The organism is Streptomyces flavochromogenes (assembly GCF_000717595.1).
Classification (GTDB): Bacteria; Actinomycetota; Actinomycetes; order Streptomycetales; family Streptomycetaceae; genus Streptomyces; species Streptomyces flavochromogenes.
Window position 1 is genome coordinate 1 of the sequence record NZ_JNZO01000042.1, and the last position, 16,064, is coordinate 16,064.

A 16,064-nucleotide genomic window follows, 5' to 3' on the forward strand; every position below is an offset into this window, starting at 1 on the left:
CGTCGGGGGCGGGGGCGGGGGCGGGGGGCGGGCTCGGACCTGGACATGGACCCGAGTCCGGACCACGGCCCTGACCGGGGCCCGGACCACGGCCCTGACCGGGGCCCGGTGCGCGGCCCTGACCAGGGCCGTACGGAGTCCTAGGCGGCCGTGAGGGGAGTGGGCGCCGGAAGAGGCCGTCCACCGGGCGCGGCGCCTCAGCCCGTGTGTCGCGTCAGCGCGTGTGTGACCTCAGCCCGCGTCCGACGCGTCAGCCTGCGTGCGACTTCTCGGCTGCCGCCGCCTCGATGTGCTGGGCGGCCTCGGTGGCGCTGTAGGAGGAGGCGAAGGTGAACGCGCGCGGGGACGGGCCGTTCGCCCGTAGCTCCGCCAGCCGTTCCAGGGCCTCGTCGACGCTCGGGACGTGTCCGGCGGGGACCCACCACAGCACCAGGTGCGACTCGACGTGCCGTGCGAACCATTCGCGGCGCCGCCGCATCACCTCCAGGTGCCCGCTGCGGTAGGCGAAGTCCCACAGGGCCTCCTGGGTCTCCCAGACGGACAGGTTGACGATGACGTCCTCGCCCGCCGGGCGCAGGGCGGTGGCGTCGGCCGCGCCGTCCTCCACCAGCCGCCACACGAAGCCGGGTGTGCCGTCGGCGGCGGCGTTGACCGGATCGAGGAGCTCGACGAACGGCGCGAGGCGCGGGTCGTCGAGGGGGTGGAGGAGCGTGGCGACGTTGAGCTGGGCGAGGTGGGCGACGGCGTGCGGGGATGCGGTCATGGCCTCATCCCAGCACGGCGTGGTTTTCTATGTCAATGATCGTTGTTTTTAGAAGCTTCGACCACCACGCAGCACGCGCCCGGCCGGGCGTCCATGCGGGCGCGTACGGCGCCGTCCACGCCCAGCAGGCCCTCCAGGAGTGCGAGGTTCATGCCGCAGACCAGGGGTGGGAAGCGCTCGGCGACGGCGTGGAAGGGGCAGTTGCGCATACGGAGGGTCGTGCCGGCGGCGCCTTGGGTGCCCTCGGCGCGCTCGGCGTGTTCGGGGGCTTCCAGGTGCGGTTCGTAGCCGCGTGCCGCCAGCGTCTTCATGGCCTCCTCCAGGCCGCCGCAGGGCGCCGCCGAGCCGCGCAGCTCCTCGCCCCGGCGGCGGGCGGCCGCGCACAGCCCGGCGTCGAGCCCGGCCTGCTCGGCCGCCTCGGCGAGCAGCTCGGCGGCGGTGCGGTAGTCGCGGGCCGGCAGGGACACGGACCGCTCGGCCCGCGCACGCGTGTAGACCTTGGCGGGGCGGCCGGCCCCTGGCCCCGAGCGGCCTGTCAGGCGGCGGCTGCCGCTCTCCAGGAGCCCGACGTCGGTCAGCTTGTCCAGGTGGTGCGCGGCGAGCGTGCGCGCCACCCCGGCGGCCTCGGCTGCCTCGTTGCGCCCGACCTCGCGGCCCTGTGCCACCACGTACTCGTACAGGCGGCGCCGTACCGGATCCTGCAGCATGGCGATCGCGTCGATGTCCTGCGTGTCCTCCATTCGGCCATTCTAGGAACAACGCAGGTTGGAGATAGAACGTCTCCACGCCGGGGCCCCGCGCCGTGGGGCCGAGAGCGGGACGGGGGCCGGGGCCGGGATCACGGCCCGCGCCAGATGTTGGCGAAGGCGGTGTTCTCGATGGTCCGCCTCTGGCGTACGGCTTCGAGTTCCATCACCGCGTCGTGGACGACGGCGACCACGGTCGTCACCGCCTCGTCCTCGAGGCCGGACTCGTCGTCGGACCGTCCGCTGTCGATGCCCACGGTCGAGGCGAGGGCGGCCAGGACGGGTTCGTTCTCGTCCCAGCGGTCGGCGGCCCGGCGGCTCGCGGGCGTGTCGGCCGGTTCCAGGCGTTCCGGCCCGAAGGGCAGCAGGCCGCTCCGCTTCCGTGTCAGCTCGCCGGCGCCCTCCAGGGCGGCCCGGTACGCGTCCGCGAGGTCGCGGCCCCGGCGCCACAGCCAGTCCTCGACGAGCTCGTACGGCTCCTGGCGGGAGAGCTCCGCCGCGGCCTCGCCGAGGAGCCGGTCGTCCGGCGCCGACGGCTCGCCCGGCACGATGCGGTCGTCCTCCACGGTGACGGCCCCGGCGCCGAGGAGATCGATCAGCTCGGCTCCCGCGAGTGCGAGCGACAGGTCCCCCTGGCCCACGGAACGGTCCGGCCTCGGGTCCGTGGCGATGATGAACAGGTCTTTCGCCGTGGTCATGAAGGCTCCCCTCGGAGACGTCGACAAAGGTGCGCTCCCGCCCCGCCGGCCGGCCCCGTCCAGGGTCGGTCGGGTGACAGGCGGCTGCCACGATCAGTATCGCCCCCTGCCCGCACGCCCGAAGCCCCTTCGCGGGAACGGGAGTTCCGCCCGGCGGTCGGGCGCGCGTGCCTCTGGTCGTCGCGCTCGGGATTCGGTCGCGCGCTACCGGGGGCCGGTGGTGCCGGGGCGTCGCGACACGTCGGCGTGTCGACCGGCGAGCGTGCTTGACACCAAAATCGAACATCCATTCTCATGGAAGCCCGGCCCCTGGAATCTCGGGCTCGTCGCCGAGTTGTCCACAGGCTGGAGGGGACGTCGGGGCCCATTGTCAGTGGCAGGGGTTAGCGTCTTTCACATGAAGCGATCGACTCAAGCAAACCGGGTGGAACCCATGGCAGGAACCGACCGCGAGAAGGCGCTCGACGCCGCGCTCGCACAGATTGAACGCCAATTCGGCAAGGGCGCCGTGATGCGCATGGGCGACCGCACCCAGGAGCCGATCGAGGTGATCCCGACCGGATCGACCGCCCTCGACATCGCCCTCGGCGTCGGCGGCCTGCCGCGCGGCCGTGTCGTCGAGGTCTACGGCCCGGAGTCCTCCGGCAAGACGACCCTGACCCTGCACGCGGTGGCCAACGCCCAGAAGGCCGGCGGCCAGGTGGCCTTCGTGGACGCCGAGCACGCCCTCGACCCCGAGTACGCCAAGAAGCTCGGCGTCGACATCGACAACCTCATCCTGTCCCAGCCGGACAACGGCGAGCAGGCCCTCGAGATCGTCGACATGCTGGTCCGCTCCGGCGCCCTCGACCTGATCGTCATCGACTCCGTCGCCGCGCTCGTCCCGCGCGCGGAGATCGAGGGCGAGATGGGCGACTCCCACGTCGGCCTCCAGGCCCGACTGATGAGCCAGGCGCTCCGGAAGATCACCAGCGCGCTCAACCAGTCCAAGACCACCGCGATCTTCATCAACCAGCTCCGCGAGAAGATCGGCGTGATGTTCGGCTCGCCGGAGACCACGACCGGTGGCCGCGCCCTGAAGTTCTACGCCTCGGTGCGCCTCGACATCCGCCGTATCGAGACCCTCAAGGACGGCACGGACGCGGTCGGCAACCGCACCCGCGTCAAGGTCGTCAAGAACAAGGTCGCGCCCCCCTTCAAGCAGGCCGAGTTCGACATCCTCTACGGCCAGGGCATCAGCCGCGAGGGCGGTCTGATCGACATGGGCGTGGAGCACGGCTTCGTCCGCAAGGCCGGTGCCTGGTACACGTACGAGGGCGACCAGCTCGGCCAGGGCAAGGAGAACGCCCGTAACTTCCTGAAGGACAACCCCGACCTCGCCGACGAGATCGAGAAGAAGATCAAGGAGAAGCTGGGCGTCGGCGTCCGGCCCGAGGCCGCCAAGGCCGAGACGGCGACGGACGCGGCCGCCGCGGACACCGCCGGCACGGACGACGCCGCCAAGAGCGTCCCGGCACCCGCGAGCAAGACCGCGAAGGCGACCAAGGCCACCGCGGTCAAGAGCTGAACCAGTGACCGGTCGCACCGAATGGCCGGGTGACAGCCCCGACTCGTCGAGGGCCGAGAAGGAGCTGTCACCCCAGGACCCGGCTGAGCGGGCGCGGGCGATCTGCCTGCGCCTGCTCACCGGGAACCCCCGCACGCGCAAGCAGCTCGCCGACGCACTGCGCAAGCGGGAGATCCCCGACGAGGTGGCCGAGGAGGTCCTCTCCCGCTTCGAGGACGTCGGGCTCATCGACGACGCCGCCTTCGCGGGGGCCTGGGTGGAGTCCCGCCACCACGGCCGGGGCCTCGCCCGGCGGGCGCTCGCCCGCGAGCTGCGGACCAAGGGCGTCGAGCCGGCCCTCATCCAGGAGGCGGTGGAGCAGCTCGACTCCGACCAGGAGGAGGCCACCGCGCGGGAGCTCGTCGCCCGCAAGTTGCGCGCCACCCGCGGTCTCGACCGCGACCGGCGCCTGAGACGGCTCGCCGGGATGCTGGCCCGCAAGGGCTATCCCGAGGGCATGGCCCTCCGCGTCGTCCGACAGGCGCTGGAGGCCGAGGGCGAGGACACGGACGGGCTCGACGAGTCCTTCTGATCCCCGGGGGAGATCAGAAGGACACGTCCCGTCCCGTCCGGGGCTCAGCCCCGTGTCGTCGGCAGCAGGACCGGGAGGCCCGCCGCCTTCCAGGCCTGGAAGCCGCCGATGAGGTCGGTCGCCCGGTTCAGGCCCAGGCGGCGCAGGGACTCGGCCGCGAGGGAGGAGGCGTAGCCCTCGTTGCAGAGGACCACCACCAGCAGGTCGTGACCGGTCGCCTCCGGTGCCCGGTGGCTGCCCAGCGGGTCCAGCCGCCACTCCAGTTCGTTGCGCTCCACCACCAGCGCGCCCGGGATCAGACCGTCCCGTTCGCGCAGGGCCGCGTAGCGCGTGTCCACCAGGAGCGCTTGACCCGTCTCGTACGCCTCGTAGGCGGCCCGCGGCTCGATCCGGTCGAGGCCGGACCTGACCCGCTCCAGGAGCTCGTCGATGCCGACGCGGTCGTTGTCGCTGTCGCTCACTGCCAGTCCTCCGGGCGTTCGACCTGCTCGAGGCGGAGCACCGCGCCCGTCCGGCTGAAGCGCCGGATCAGCGGGAGCGGCGGATAGTAGGCGTGCACCGACACCGCGTGGGTGTCGGGGGACCCGTTGAGCACCTCGTGCACATGGTGACGGCCGAAGGCGCGGCCGCCGCCCTCCCCGAGCCGGCGGGAGCGGTCGAGGCCGTCGGCGAGTTCCAGGGTCCTCCAGCCGCTCGCCGGCAGCCGGACCGCCAGCGCGTTCTCGGTCAGGGTGCCGCGCGCGGTGGCGAAGGCGCCCAGTGACTCGGCGTGGTCGTGCCAGCCCGTGCCCGTGCCGGGCGGCCAGCCGATGAGCCAGGCCTCGCTGCCACCGGGGCCTTCGAGCCGTACCCAGGTGCGGCCCTCGGGGTCGAGCGGCAGGGAGTCGACCAGGTCCCGGTCCGCCGCCGTGCGCCGGACGAAGTCGAGCAGGTGGGCCGCCGTCGGTGCGCCGGGGGGCGGGGTGGCGGGAGAGGAGGGGGAGTCGGCTGAGGCGTCGGGGGAGGGCTCGGCCGGGGCACTCAGGGGGCGTGCGGGGGCGGGTTGAGACACGGGTGACCGTCCTGGATTCGCTGAGAGCGCGCGGCGGCAGCGCGGCACACGGGCGTACCTGGACGTACGGCGGTGGCGGGGCGCGCGCGGGGAAGGGGCGAGATCAGCAGGACGGGCGACACACGCAGCCCGCATAGCGGACGAGGTCCATATGGACCCTCCGCCACAGGCGCACATCGGTGTCGGTCACGCTCCGGAGTACACCATGCGCGCCGATGGGAATCAATGGATGTCCGCTGTGCGGTCACTCCCCGTGGACACTCCGGTGGCCCCCACCTTCGCCGCGGACTTCGCTCCGGACTTCGTCCCGGCCTTCGACGCCGCCTTCGTCCCTGCCTCGGCTCGGGGGTCCGTCCCGGTCTCCGGACCCTCCTCCGGCTCGTCGGTCGGCGAGCCGCCCCGGGCCGCGTCGGCGGCAGCGTAGAGCTCCGCAGGGTGGACCCCGGCGAAGGCCGCGACGAGATGACCGTCGGGCCGTACAAGCAGGACGGCGTGGGCGGGGGCACCCGGGTAGGCCTCCGTCACCAGGACCTCGGCCTTCGCCGGGAGGGCGGCGACCGCCTCTTCGAGCCGGGGCATCACCCCGGCGCCGCGCCAGTGCCGCCGGTCCCACACCCCGGTGCCGGGGGCGACCAGGAGGACCAGGAGGCGGCCCTGACCGAGCCGGTCCCGGAGCCGTACGGTCGTGCCGTCGGGGGCGGTCACGCGGACGTCCTCGACCGGGGCCCCCTCCGGGGTCCCGACCGGGGTCCGGCCCTCGGTGTACGGAGGCGCGAGGGGGGAGTGGGGGTACGCCGGGGGCGCGCCGAGCGGGCCGCGCCCCACGTGGCCGTCGGTGAGGAGCGCGTCATGGCCGCGCGTGGCCCCCGGAAGGTACGTCCGCAGGCCGCCACCGCCCCGCAGCACCGGCAGCGACTGGTCGGCGCCGCGCAGCCGGTGGGCGACGGCCGCGCGTCGCTCGCTCTGGTAGCTGTCGAGCAGCCGCTCGGAGGCGCCGTGGTGCCAGGTGTGGGCGAGCTTCCAGGCGAGGTTGTCGACGTCCCGCAACCCTTCGTCGAGGCCCTGGGTGCCGACCGCGCCCAGCAGGTGCGCCGCGTCGCCGGCGAGGAGGACACGGTCGACCCGCCAGCGCCGGGCGAGCCGGTGGTGGAGGGTGTGGACGCCGGTGTCGATGAGTTCGTACGGGGGTGTCACGCCGTCGCACCAGCCGGCCAGGGTCTCGCGGATCCGGGCGACCAGCGCGTCGGGAGTGACGAGGTCGCCCCGGGGCGGCAGCAGCCAGTCGATCCGCCACACCCCGTCGGGCAGCGGGCGGGCGGTGATCTCGTCGGAGGCGCCGCGCCACGACGGCTGACGGTGCAGCAGGGCCTCGCCGGGCCAGGGGAGTTCGGTGCGGAGCGCGGCGACCGCGTGCCGTTCCACGGCCGTACGGCCCGGGAAGCGGATGCCGAGCAGTTTGCGCACGGTCGAGCGGGCGCCGTCGCAGCCGACGAGATGGCTCCCGCGCCACCAGGTGCCCGCCGGGCCCCGGGTGTGGGCGACGACGCCGTCGCGGTCCTGCTCGATGGTGTCGAGCCGGGCCTCGGCGACGAGCCGGATCAGCTTCTGGTGGGCGATGGCGTCGCGCAGCCCGCGCGCGAGGGCGTGCTGCGGGATGTGCAGCGGCGCGGCCGGGGCCGAGGGCGCGGCGGGGTCCTCGGACCACTCCTCCGTACCGCCGAGTCCCAGGTCGAGGGTGAGGTGGCGGACGACCTGGCGGCGGCGCATGCCGCGCCAGCCGACCCAGCGGACACCCTCGTCACGCAGGGTGGTGCAGCCGAGCCGCTCGACCATCGCGGCCATGTCGGCGCGCAGCACGACGCTGCGGGCGGGGCGTGGTTCGTCCTTGCCCGAGCCCTCGTCGAGGACGATGCTGGGCACGCCCTGCGCGGCGAGCGCGAGGGAGAGCGCGAGGCCCACCGGCCCCGCGCCCACGATGATCACCGGGTCCACGGCGCGGCTCCTGAAGGCCGGACGGTCATGGGGGCAGCACATCTGAGTGTGGCACGAGCCCGGTGCTTGATCACAGACCGTATGCAACCCACTGAGGGTGCTTGCGTCAAGCGACGGGGTGGGCGCGGTGCGGCTGACCTGAAGTCAGTACCGCTCCGGCCCACCCCTGTTGTCCCACGGACCCCGGGAGGGGTCAGGCGCCGCTGACGGCGTCGCTCTTCACGTCGGTGGGTCCGCCCTGTGCCGGGATGGCCACCGCGGCGGACTTCCTGCCCCGGCGCAGGCGCCTCTCCAGGCGCCCGGCGAGGTGGGTGACGATCGCGTTGATGATGATGTAGATCAGCGCGATGACGGTGAAGGTGGCGATCGTGTTGGCGCCGTAGTTGGCCGTGATCTGCCGGTTCTGGCTGAGCAGCTCGGCGTATCCGAGCAGCGCGCCGCCGAGCGCCGTGTCCTTGACGATCACGACGAGCTGGCTGACCAGTGCGGGGAGCATGACGGTGACGGCCTGCGGCAGCAGGATGTACGTCATGGTCTGGCCCTTGCGCATGCCGAGCGCCTCGGCCGCGTCGCCCTGGCCGCGGGGCAGCGAGAGCACACCGGCCTTGACGACCTCGGCGATCACGGAGGCGTTGTAGAGCACCAGACCGGTGACGACCGCGTACAGCGGGCGGAAGTCGGAGCTGACCGTCGTGAACTCGCGGTACAGAGCGGCCGCGAACATCATCAGGAGCAGCACCGGGATGGCGCGGAAGAACTCCACGACCGCGCCCACGGGGACCCGCACCCAACGGTGGTCGGAGAGCCGGCCGATGCCGAGGAGGGCTCCGAGGGGCAGCGCGATCAGGATGGACAGCGCGGCGGCCTTGAGGGTCTCCGTCAGGCCGGGCAGCAGATAGGTCGTCCAGACCCGGGAGTCGGTGACGAACGGACTCCACTTGTCCGCGGCCAGCTGGTTCTTGTCGTTGAGGGCCGCCAGGACCCACCACGCCACCAGGGCGAGGACCGCGAGGAAGACGATCGTGAAGAGGACGTTGCGCCGCCTTGCGCGCGGTCCGGGGGTGTCGTACAGGACGGAACTCATCGCTTCACCGCCAGTCGCTTGGCCGCCCAGCCGAGGAACAGGCCGGTGGGAAGGGTGAGAACGATGAACCCGAAGGCGAAGACGGCGAAGACGGCGAAGAGCGCGTCGGCCTCGTTCTCGATCATCTCCTTCATCAGGACGGCCGCCTCCGCGGCGCCGATGGCGGCCGCCACGGTGGTGTTCTTCGTGAGGGCGATGAGGACGTTGGCGAGCGGGGTCACCGCCGCGCGGAACGCCTGCGGGAGGACGACCAGGGTCAGGACCTGGATGAAGTTCAGGCCCAGCGCGCGGGCGGCCTCGGCCTGACCGGGCGGCACGGTGTTGATGCCCGAGCGCAACGCCTCGCAGACGAAGGTGCCGGTGTAGGCGATGAGTCCGAGGATCGCGAGCCGGAAGCCGATGTCCTCGGAGCGGTCCGCGCCGAGCGTGATGTTGAGCGTCTGGTCGAGGCCGAACGAGCAGGCCACGATGACGACGGTCAGCGGGGTGTTCCGGACGAGGTTCACGTATGTGGTGCCGAAGCCCCGCATGAGGGGTACCGGGCTGACTCGCATGGCGGCGAGGGCGGTGCCCCAGATCAGGGAGCCGATCGCCGAGTAGAGGGCGAGCTTCGCCGTCACCCAGAAGGCGCCGAGCAGGTCGTACTGCCCGGAATCAAGAAAGTCGAACACGATGCCCCGCGCTCTCCCCTGGTGGTCGGTCGGTGTGGAGGCCGGTGCGTGGGCAGCGGCCGGTGCCGGTGTGACGGCCGCCGTCGAGCGGGGCGGCCGTCACGGGCCGGGCGGGGTGGTTCAGCCGGCGATCTTCGGCGCGGGGTCGTTCTTGTAGCCCGAGGGGCCGAAGTGCTGCTTGACGAGCTTGTCCCAGGTGCCGTCGGAGACCATCTTCTCCAGGGCCTTGTTGATCTTGCCCTTGAGCTCCGAGTCGCCCTTCTTGACGCCGATGCCGTAGTTCTCGTCGCTCATGGAGAGACCCGCGAGCTTGAACTTGCCCTGGTGCTCCTTCTGCGAGGCGTAGCCCGCGAGGATGGAGGCGTCCGTGGTCAGGGCGTCGACACGCTTGTTCTCCAGACCGGTCAGGCACTCGGAGTAGCCGCCGAGCTGCTGGAGGTCGGCCTTCGGGGCCAGCTTCTCCTTGACGTTCTGCGCGGAGGTCGAGCCGGAGACCGAGCAGAGCTTCTTGGAGTTGAGGTCCTCGACCTTGGTGATCGAGGAGTCGTCGGCGCGCACCAGCAGGTCCTGGTGGGTCACGAAGTACGGGCCGGCGAAGTCGACCTCCTTGAGGCGCTTCTCGTTGATCGAGTAGCTGGCGACGACGAACTTCACGTCACCGTTCTTGATCAGGTTCTCGCGCTCGGCGCTCGGCGCCTGCTTCCAGTTGATCTTGTCCTCGGCGAAGCCGAGCTCCTTGGCGACGTACTTGGCGACGTCGACGTCGAAGCCGGCGTACGTGCCGTCCGGGGTCTTCAGGCCCAGGCCGGGCTGGTCGAACTTGATGCCGACGGTGATCTTGTCACCGTTGCTGCCCGAGTCGGAGCCGCTGCCACAGGCGGTGGCGGTCAGCGCGAGGACGACGGCGGCCGCGGCGGCGGCAGGGGTGCGACGAAGCTTCATCGAGGAATGTCCCTTGGTCTAGAAGTGAGTTGGGAAGAATAGGCCCGAACTCGCTCAGTGGTGAAGGATCTTGGAGAGGAAGTCCTTGGCCCGGTCACTGCGCGGGTTGCTGAAGAACTCCTCGGGCGTCGCCTGTTCGACGATGCGGCCGTCCGCCATGAACACGACCCGATTGGCGGCGGAACGCGCGAAGCCCATCTCGTGGGTGACGACGACCATCGTCATGCCGTCCCGCGCCAGCTGCTGCATGACCTCCAGGACCTCGTTGATCATCTCGGGGTCGAGCGCGGAGGTCGGCTCGTCGAACAGCATGACCTTCGGGCCCATCGCGAGCGCGCGGGCGATCGCCACGCGCTGCTGCTGACCGCCGGAGAGCTGCGCCGGGTACTTGTCCGCCTGGGTGCCGACCCCGACCCTGTCGAGCAGGGCGCGGGCCTTCTCCTCGGCGGCCTTCTTCTCCGTCTTCCGGACCTTGATCTGGCCCAGCATCACGTTCTCGAGGACCGTCATGTGAGCGAAGAGATTGAACGACTGGAAGACCATGCCGACGTCGGAACGCAGGCGAGCGAGCTCCCTGCCCTCCGCCGGCAGCGGCTTGCCGTCGATGGTGATGGTGCCGGAGTCGACGCTCTCCAGCCGGTTGATCGTGCGGCACAGCGTCGACTTGCCGGACCCGGAGGGCCCGATGACGACCACGACTTCGCCGCGGCTGATCGTCAGATCGATGTCCTGGAGGACATGCAGTGCGCCGAAGTGCTTGTTCACGCCGGACAGTACGACCAGGTCGTCCGAGCCCTGCGGGGTGTCCTCGAGACTCTTGGACACTGACTCTCCGCTCATCGGCCTTGCTCCGTCCTCCTCGGTTGGGGAGGACACTAGAGACCCGATGTGACGACCGTCATCACATCTGAGCGGAAATTGAGGATAACGATCCGGCCGCAACCGGACACAGTGTGTGAAGGGGACACCCCAGGCCGTACCGGCTGCATAACGGAAACGCCGCCGTCACAGGGGGACACTTGACTGTGACACCGATGATCGGCGTTCATGCCTTGGTACCACCTGGTACACAGGGAGCCGGTAGCCCGGACCGCGACCACGGAGGAGGTACGTATGCGACTGCTGCTCGTCGAGGACGACGATCATGTCGCCGCCGCCCTCTCCGCGATCCTCGCGAAGCACGGCTTCACGGTGACCCACGCCCGCAACGGCGAGGAGGCGCTCCAGGCCGTGCTGCCCACGGCGCAGGGCGAGCGCCCCTCGTACGGGGTGATCCTGCTGGACCTCGGTCTGCCCGACCAGGACGGCTACCAGGTCTGCGGCCGCATCCGGAAGCTCACCACCACCCCGGTGATCATGGTGACCGCGCGCGGCGACGTACGCTCCCGGATCCACGGGCTCAACCTCGGCGCCGACGACTACGTCGTCAAGCCCTACGACCCCGGTGAGCTCCTCGCCCGCATCCACGCCGTCAGCCGGCGCAACGCGGGCGCGGAGGAGACGGCGGGCGGCGGCGCGGCAGCCGACGGGACCCAGCTGCGGCTCGGCTCCGTCACCATCGAGCTGCCCACCCGCCGGGTCAGCGTCGACGGCGAGAGCGTGCCCCTCACCCGCAAGGAGTTCGACCTGCTCGCCCTCCTCGCGCAGCGCCCCGGAGTCGTCTTCCGCCGCGAACAGATCATCAGCGAGGTCTGGCGCACCAGTTGGGAGGGGACCGGCCGCACCCTGGAGGTGCACGTCGCCTCCCTGCGCTCCAAGCTCCGGATGCCCGCCCTGATCGAGACCGTGCGGGGCGTCGGCTACCGCCTGGTCGCCCCCGCCGCCTAACCGCCGGACGGCCCCTCCGTGCGCACCCGCCTCCTTCCGCTGCTCATCGTGCTGATGGCCGGCGTCCTGCTCGCCCTCGGCTTCCCGCTCGCCGCCAGCCTCGCCGCCTCCGAGCAGCAGCGCGTCGTCGTCGACCGGCTCGACGACGCCGCGCGGTTCGCGGCGCTCGCCCAGTTCGTCAGCCCGACCAGCCCCGGGACCGACGAGCGGCGCACCACCCTCGGCGGCGAACTCGCCAGCTACCACGACGTGTACGGCATTCGGGCCGGCATCTTCTACCGCAACAACCTGCCCATGGCCGCCGCCCCCGAGGACTGGGTCGTCCCGTACGAGGGGGAGGGCCGCCGCGCCTTCAACGAGTCGCTGCTCGGCCGCCGCAGCCACGACCCGCCCCAGGTGTGGCCCTGGCAGGCCCACGCCCGGCTCATCATCGCCTCCCCGGTCGTCCGCGACGGCGACGTCGTCGCGGTCGTCGTCACCGACTCGCCCACCGGACAGCTCCGGCTCCGCATCCTGCGCGGCTGGCTGATGATCTTCGCGGGCGAGTCGCTCGCCATGCTGGTCGCCGTCGGCGCCGCCTTCCGGCTCACCGGCTGGGTCCTGCGGCCCGTCCGCGTCCTCGACTCCGTCACCCACGACATCGCCACCGGCCGGATGAACTCCCGCGTCGCCGCCACCGGCGGACCGCCCGAACTCCGGCGCCTCGCGCTCTCGTTCAACGAGATGGCCGACAACGTCGAGGAGGCCCTCGAACAGCAGCGGGCGTTCGTCGCCGACGCCTCCCACCAGCTGCGCAACCCGCTGGCCGCGCTGCTCCTGCGGATCGAGCTGCTCGCCATGGAGCTGCCCGAGGGGAACGAGGAGATCGCCTCCGTACGGACCGAGGGCAAGCGCCTCTCGCAGGTCCTCGACGACCTCCTCGACCTGGCACTCGCCGAGCACGCCGCGGCCGAGCTGCGGCTCACCGACGTCGGGGCGCTCACCGCCGAGCGGGTCGCGTCCTGGCGGCCGGTCGCCGACGAGAAGGGCGTCGCGCTGACCGGGGAGTGCGGGCCGGTCACGGCCTGGGCCGACTCGGTGGCGCTCTCCAGCGCGCTCGACGCGGTGATCGACAACGCCCTGAAGTTCACCCCGGCCGGGGACGAGGTCACCGTCGACGTCACGGCCCCGCCCGGCGGGGACAGCGTCGCCGTCGTCGTCGCCGACCACGGGCCCGGCCTCACGGACGAGGAGCTGGGACGGATCGGCGACCGCTTCTGGCGCTCGGGCCGACACCAGAACATCAAGGGCTCCGGCCTCGGTCTGTCGATCGCCCGCGTCCTGCTGACGTCGGGCGGCGGCGGCATCGCCTTCGCGCCGAACGAGCCTCACGGGTTGCGGGTGACGGTCACCGTGCCCCGGAACGCCCCGGTGGCACAGCCGGGGAAGGCCTGGACGCCGGGGGAACGGTAGGACGCTGCGGGGCCGGCAGTGCGGTGGGGCGGTGGGCGCCGGCAGGGTGGTGGAGCGCGGTCGGGCGGGGCGGCCAGGGCCGGGAGACGGCCTCCGAGCGGCTCAGGGAGCCCAGGCCTCAGGGACGGAAGAGCTCAGGGAACTCAGGGAGCTCACGAACCAGGGAGCTCAGGGCTTGACCGAGCGGTAGTAGCGGCGTGCGCCCTCGTGGAGCGCCAGGGGCTCGGTGTAGACGGCTGTCCGCAGGTCCACCAGCTGGGCCGGATGGACCAGGCGGCCGATCCGGTCCCGGCTCCCGATCACCGTACGCGTGAAGCCCTCGACCAGGTCGTCGTCGGCCTCCTCGGTCGTGACCAGCAGGTTCGCCACCGCGAGGGTCTCTATCGGCAGGCCGTCCTGCGCCTTGGCGTACGCGTCGGCCGGGATCACCGCCGACCGGTAGTGACGGGTCGAGTCGCCGACGTCGTGGAGCCGGTCGACCAGCGCCGCGTCGAGCGGCAGCAGCCGTACCTCGAAGCGCTCGGACAGCGTCTGCACCGGCTGGGTGGGCAGGCCGCCCGACCAGAAGAAGGCGTCGAGCTCGCCCCGCTCAAGGAGGCCGGGCATGGTGTCGATGCCCGCCGGGACCGGCACGATGTCCCGGTCCGGGGTGAGGCCCGCGGCCGCGAGGACCCGGTCGGCGATCAGCCGTACGCCGGACCTGTCCTGGCCGACGCCGACCCGGAGGTTGCGCAGGTCCTGCACCGTCCGCAGCGGGGAGCCCTTGCGCACCACGATCTGCACGTAGTCGTCGTAGAGCCGGGCGCAGCCGCGCAGCCGCTCCCAGCCGGGCCTGCGCTCCCGCAGGTACTGGGCGACCGCGTCCGCCGTCGCGACGGTGAAGTCGGCCTCGCCGGTGGCCACCCGCTGCACGTTCTGCTGGGAGCCCTCGCTCTCCTTCAGCGTTATCGACACCTCGGGAAGGTCCTGCGAGAGGTCCTGCTTGAGGAGGTCTCCGTACCGCTGGTAGACGCCGGTGGCGACTCCGGTACTGAAGGTGACCGAGCCGCTGGGAGTGGGGGAACCGAAGGGCATCAGCCACCACGCCAGCACCCCGCACACCGCGAGAAGCGCGGTCGCGCCCGCCAGGACACGGCGGCGGGCGGCACGGGAGAGGGAGGCGAACATGCTCGGGATCCTGCCAGGCCGCAGGTGTGTCTGGCCAGGTTCGATCGCGTGAGGTCGCCGGGCCGGGCGCAGTGCCGGGGCCGGGGGTCGCCCCGGGCGGGGACCGTGGCGCCCCGGCGCGAGGCCGGCGGAGGCCGGCGAGGGGCGGGTGCGCCGCCGGGGCGCCCGGTACGGAGCCCGGGAGGACGGTGTGAGGCGGGTACGTGGCCCCGGGGGAGGACCGCGCCGGGCGGGTGTCCGGCCGGAGCGCGGGAGGCGTGAGGCCGCGCGGGCCCGGCGAGGGGGCCGCGCGGCCGTGCCGGGTCGGTGGGCGAACCGGCTCAGTAGGCGAACGCGGATTTGCCCGTCACGGTCGTGGCGACGTGAGTGATGCCACTGCCCGGCGGCAGCGCCGTCACCGTCGAGGTCCCGGTCGTCCCGGTCGTGGAGCCGTCGCCGAGCTGGGCGGCCGCGTTGGCACCCCAGCCGATCACCGAGCCGTCGTCCAGCGCGGCCACCGTGAAGTCGGCGCCGCCCGCGATGCTCTGGACACCCCTGAGGGCGTCCAGGACGACCGGGGTGGTGCGGTTGGCGTTGGTGCCGTCCCCGAGCTGCCGGTCGGTGTTCTTGCCCCAGCCGGCCAGGCTGCCGTCGTCGAGGACGGCGAAGCCGGACGCGGAGGTGGCGAAGATCCTGGCCACGGCGTCGAGGTAGGCCACGTCCACCGGCTTGTTGCTGTCGGCGGTGGCGTCGTTCCCGAGCTGGCCCTCCGCGCCCTTGCCCCAGGCCTTGACGGTGCCGTCGGCGGTGAGCGCGAGGACGTGGTCGCAGCCCACGGCGACGGATTCGACGTCGACGAGCTCGGGGACCTTCTGCGGGGTCTCGCGGGTCGTGTTGTTGCCCGTGCCCAGGCGCCCGTTGTCGCCCTTGCCCCAGGTCCAGACCGTGCCGTCCTGGCGCAGCGCGACGCTGAAGTCGCAGCCGGCACCGACGTCCTTGACCCTGTCCAGGCTCTGTACGGGGATCGGGGTCTTGTAGGGGTTGGTGGTGTCCTGCCCGGTGCCGAGCTGCTTGGAGGCATTGCTGCCCCAGGCGAGGACCCGGCCGCCCTTGACCGCGAGGACGTGGTTGAGGCCGGAGGAGACCTCGCTCACCCCGGAGAGACCCGCGACGGTGGCGGGGAAGCTCTGGGCGGTCGTGGTGCCGTTGCCGAGCTGACCGGTGGTGTTGGCGCCCCAGCTCTTGACGGTGCCGTCCTTGAGGAGGGCGACGGCGAAGGGGTTGGCGGCCGCGGCGGCGCCGCCACCGCCTCCGGAGAGCTCGCGGACGTCGTCGCGGGTGATGCCGATGACGGCGGCGGGGGTCTGCTGGACGAGGACGCTGCCGTTGCCGAGCTGGCCCTGGGCGTTCTCGCCCCAGGCGCGGACCCAGGGGTCGGTGCCGGCGGCGGCGTGGGCGGAGAGGGAGGGGGCGGCGAGGGCGGTGGCCGCCGTGACGGCGGCGAGCAGGGTGATGCGCTTGCTGTGGTGCATGGGGACCTTTCGGGATCTTCCG

17 protein-coding genes are annotated in these 16,064 nt (G+C 72.2%); 4 read left to right on the forward strand and 13 right to left on the reverse strand.

All coding sequences use genetic code 11. The annotated features are described in order from the left end of the window. Positions 1-250: 250 nt before the first annotated feature. The 3 genes from IF00_RS0136395 to IF00_RS0136405 all read right to left on the reverse strand — a co-directional run bounded on the left by IF00_RS0136395 (position 251) and on the right by IF00_RS0136405 (position 2,207). Positions 251-763 carry a DUF3291 domain-containing protein gene (locus IF00_RS0136395; protein ID WP_030325662.1) on the reverse strand — a complete coding sequence of 171 codons (513 nt, stop codon included), beginning with the start codon at positions 761-763 and terminating at the stop codon, positions 251-253. A 32-nt stretch (positions 764-795) separates the two neighbouring features. Next, the gene (locus IF00_RS0136400; RefSeq protein ID WP_037639932.1) at positions 796-1,503 is read right to left on the reverse strand and encodes a helix-turn-helix transcriptional regulator; all 708 of its coding nucleotides are present in this window, start codon (positions 1,501-1,503) and stop codon (positions 796-798) included. Between the two features lie 98 nt (positions 1,504-1,601). Then, positions 1,602-2,207 carry a GOLPH3/VPS74 family protein gene (locus tag IF00_RS0136405; protein WP_030325665.1) on the reverse strand — a complete coding sequence of 202 codons (606 nt, stop codon included), beginning with the start codon at positions 2,205-2,207 and terminating at the stop codon, positions 1,602-1,604. Positions 2,208-2,640: 433 nt separating this feature from the next. On the opposite strand from IF00_RS0136405, the gene recA reads away from it, so the two are divergent. Both recA and recX read left to right on the forward strand, forming a co-directional pair. Beyond that, on the forward strand, positions 2,641-3,774 hold the full coding sequence (recA, locus tag IF00_RS0136410) for a recombinase RecA (protein WP_030325667.1): 1,134 nt from the start codon (positions 2,641-2,643) through the stop codon (positions 3,772-3,774). A 4-nt stretch (positions 3,775-3,778) separates the two neighbouring features. Beyond that, positions 3,779-4,345, forward strand: coding sequence for a recombination regulator RecX (recX, locus tag IF00_RS0136415; protein ID WP_030325669.1), 567 nt, complete (start codon positions 3,779-3,781; stop codon positions 4,343-4,345). A gap of 44 nt (positions 4,346-4,389) precedes the next feature. On the opposite strand, the gene IF00_RS0136420 is transcribed toward recX, so the two are convergent. The 8 genes from IF00_RS0136420 to IF00_RS0136450 all read right to left on the reverse strand — a co-directional run bounded on the left by IF00_RS0136420 (position 4,390) and on the right by IF00_RS0136450 (position 10,925). After that, positions 4,390-4,806 (reverse strand): rhodanese-like domain-containing protein, encoded by a 417-nt coding sequence (locus IF00_RS0136420; protein WP_037639935.1) that lies wholly within the window; start codon positions 4,804-4,806, stop codon positions 4,390-4,392. After that, a complete protein-coding gene (locus tag IF00_RS0136425; protein WP_030325673.1) occupies positions 4,803-5,396 on the reverse strand; it encodes a cupin domain-containing protein in 594 nt (197 codons plus the stop codon). Before IF00_RS0136425 ends, IF00_RS0136420 begins: the two co-directional genes overlap by 4 nt. A gap of 103 nt (positions 5,397-5,499) precedes the next feature. Further along, positions 5,500-5,586: a putative leader peptide gene (locus tag IF00_RS48135; RefSeq protein ID WP_311605579.1), complete on the reverse strand. Its 87-nt coding sequence runs from the start codon at positions 5,584-5,586 to the stop codon at positions 5,500-5,502. Between the two features lie 32 nt (positions 5,587-5,618). Beyond that, positions 5,619-7,388 (reverse strand): FAD-dependent monooxygenase, encoded by a 1,770-nt coding sequence (locus IF00_RS0136430; RefSeq protein ID WP_030325675.1) that lies wholly within the window; start codon positions 7,386-7,388, stop codon positions 5,619-5,621. A gap of 193 nt (positions 7,389-7,581) precedes the next feature. Continuing rightward, positions 7,582-8,472 (reverse strand): amino acid ABC transporter permease, encoded by an 891-nt coding sequence (locus IF00_RS0136435; protein WP_030325677.1) that lies wholly within the window; start codon positions 8,470-8,472, stop codon positions 7,582-7,584. After that, positions 8,469-9,143 carry an amino acid ABC transporter permease gene (locus IF00_RS0136440; protein ID WP_030325679.1) on the reverse strand — a complete coding sequence of 225 codons (675 nt, stop codon included), beginning with the start codon at positions 9,141-9,143 and terminating at the stop codon, positions 8,469-8,471. Before IF00_RS0136440 ends, IF00_RS0136435 begins: the two co-directional genes overlap by 4 nt. Before the next feature lie 120 nt (positions 9,144-9,263). Further along, positions 9,264-10,085 carry a glutamate ABC transporter substrate-binding protein gene (locus IF00_RS0136445; RefSeq protein WP_030325681.1) on the reverse strand — a complete coding sequence of 274 codons (822 nt, stop codon included), beginning with the start codon at positions 10,083-10,085 and terminating at the stop codon, positions 9,264-9,266. 54 nt (positions 10,086-10,139) lie between these two features. Beyond that, positions 10,140-10,925, reverse strand: coding sequence for an amino acid ABC transporter ATP-binding protein (locus IF00_RS0136450; RefSeq protein ID WP_030325683.1), 786 nt, complete (start codon positions 10,923-10,925; stop codon positions 10,140-10,142). Between the two features lie 273 nt (positions 10,926-11,198). Between IF00_RS0136450 and IF00_RS0136455 the strand changes: the two genes are divergently transcribed. Both IF00_RS0136455 and IF00_RS0136460 read left to right on the forward strand, forming a co-directional pair. Continuing rightward, complete coding sequence (locus IF00_RS0136455; protein ID WP_030325684.1) at positions 11,199-11,912, forward strand: response regulator transcription factor; 714 nt, start codon at positions 11,199-11,201, stop codon at positions 11,910-11,912. A gap of 18 nt (positions 11,913-11,930) precedes the next feature. Beyond that, positions 11,931-13,364, forward strand: a complete 1,434-nt coding sequence (locus IF00_RS0136460; RefSeq protein WP_030325686.1) for a sensor histidine kinase — start codon at positions 11,931-11,933, stop codon at positions 13,362-13,364. A 168-nt stretch (positions 13,365-13,532) separates the two neighbouring features. On the opposite strand, the gene IF00_RS0136465 is transcribed toward IF00_RS0136460, so the two are convergent. Together IF00_RS0136465 and IF00_RS0136470 are read right to left on the reverse strand one after the other, a co-directional pair. Continuing rightward, the gene (locus tag IF00_RS0136465; protein WP_030325688.1) at positions 13,533-14,531 is read right to left on the reverse strand and encodes a TAXI family TRAP transporter solute-binding subunit; all 999 of its coding nucleotides are present in this window, start codon (positions 14,529-14,531) and stop codon (positions 13,533-13,535) included. Between the two features lie 320 nt (positions 14,532-14,851). Beyond that, positions 14,852-16,042: an RCC1 domain-containing protein gene (locus IF00_RS0136470; RefSeq protein ID WP_030325689.1), complete on the reverse strand. Its 1,191-nt coding sequence runs from the start codon at positions 16,040-16,042 to the stop codon at positions 14,852-14,854. Positions 16,043-16,064: the final 22 nt, after the last annotated feature.

Excerpts from the sequence above, each read along its gene's own strand:
- IF00_RS0136450 (WP_030325683.1), bottom strand. The coding sequence starts at position 10,925 with ATGAGCGGAGAGTCAGTGTCCAAGAGTCTCGAGGACACCCCGCAGGGC.
- IF00_RS0136405 (WP_030325665.1), bottom strand. The coding sequence starts at position 2,207 with ATGACCACGGCGAAAGACCTGTTCATCATCGCCACGGACCCGAGGCCG.
- IF00_RS0136470 (WP_030325689.1), bottom strand. The coding sequence starts at position 16,042 with ATGCACCACAGCAAGCGCATCACCCTGCTCGCCGCCGTCACGGCGGCC.
- IF00_RS0136465 (WP_030325688.1), bottom strand. The coding sequence starts at position 14,531 with ATGTTCGCCTCCCTCTCCCGTGCCGCCCGCCGCCGTGTCCTGGCGGGC.
- IF00_RS0136395 (WP_030325662.1), bottom strand. The coding sequence starts at position 763 with ATGACCGCATCCCCGCACGCCGTCGCCCACCTCGCCCAGCTCAACGTC.
- recA (WP_030325667.1), top strand. The coding sequence starts at position 2,641 with ATGGCAGGAACCGACCGCGAGAAGGCGCTCGACGCCGCGCTCGCACAG.
- IF00_RS0136400 (WP_037639932.1), bottom strand. The coding sequence starts at position 1,503 with ATGGAGGACACGCAGGACATCGACGCGATCGCCATGCTGCAGGATCCG.
- IF00_RS0136435 (WP_030325677.1), bottom strand. The coding sequence starts at position 8,472 with ATGAGTTCCGTCCTGTACGACACCCCCGGACCGCGCGCAAGGCGGCGC.
- IF00_RS0136445 (WP_030325681.1), bottom strand. The coding sequence starts at position 10,085 with ATGAAGCTTCGTCGCACCCCTGCCGCCGCCGCGGCCGCCGTCGTCCTC.
- IF00_RS0136455 (WP_030325684.1), top strand. The coding sequence starts at position 11,199 with ATGCGACTGCTGCTCGTCGAGGACGACGATCATGTCGCCGCCGCCCTC.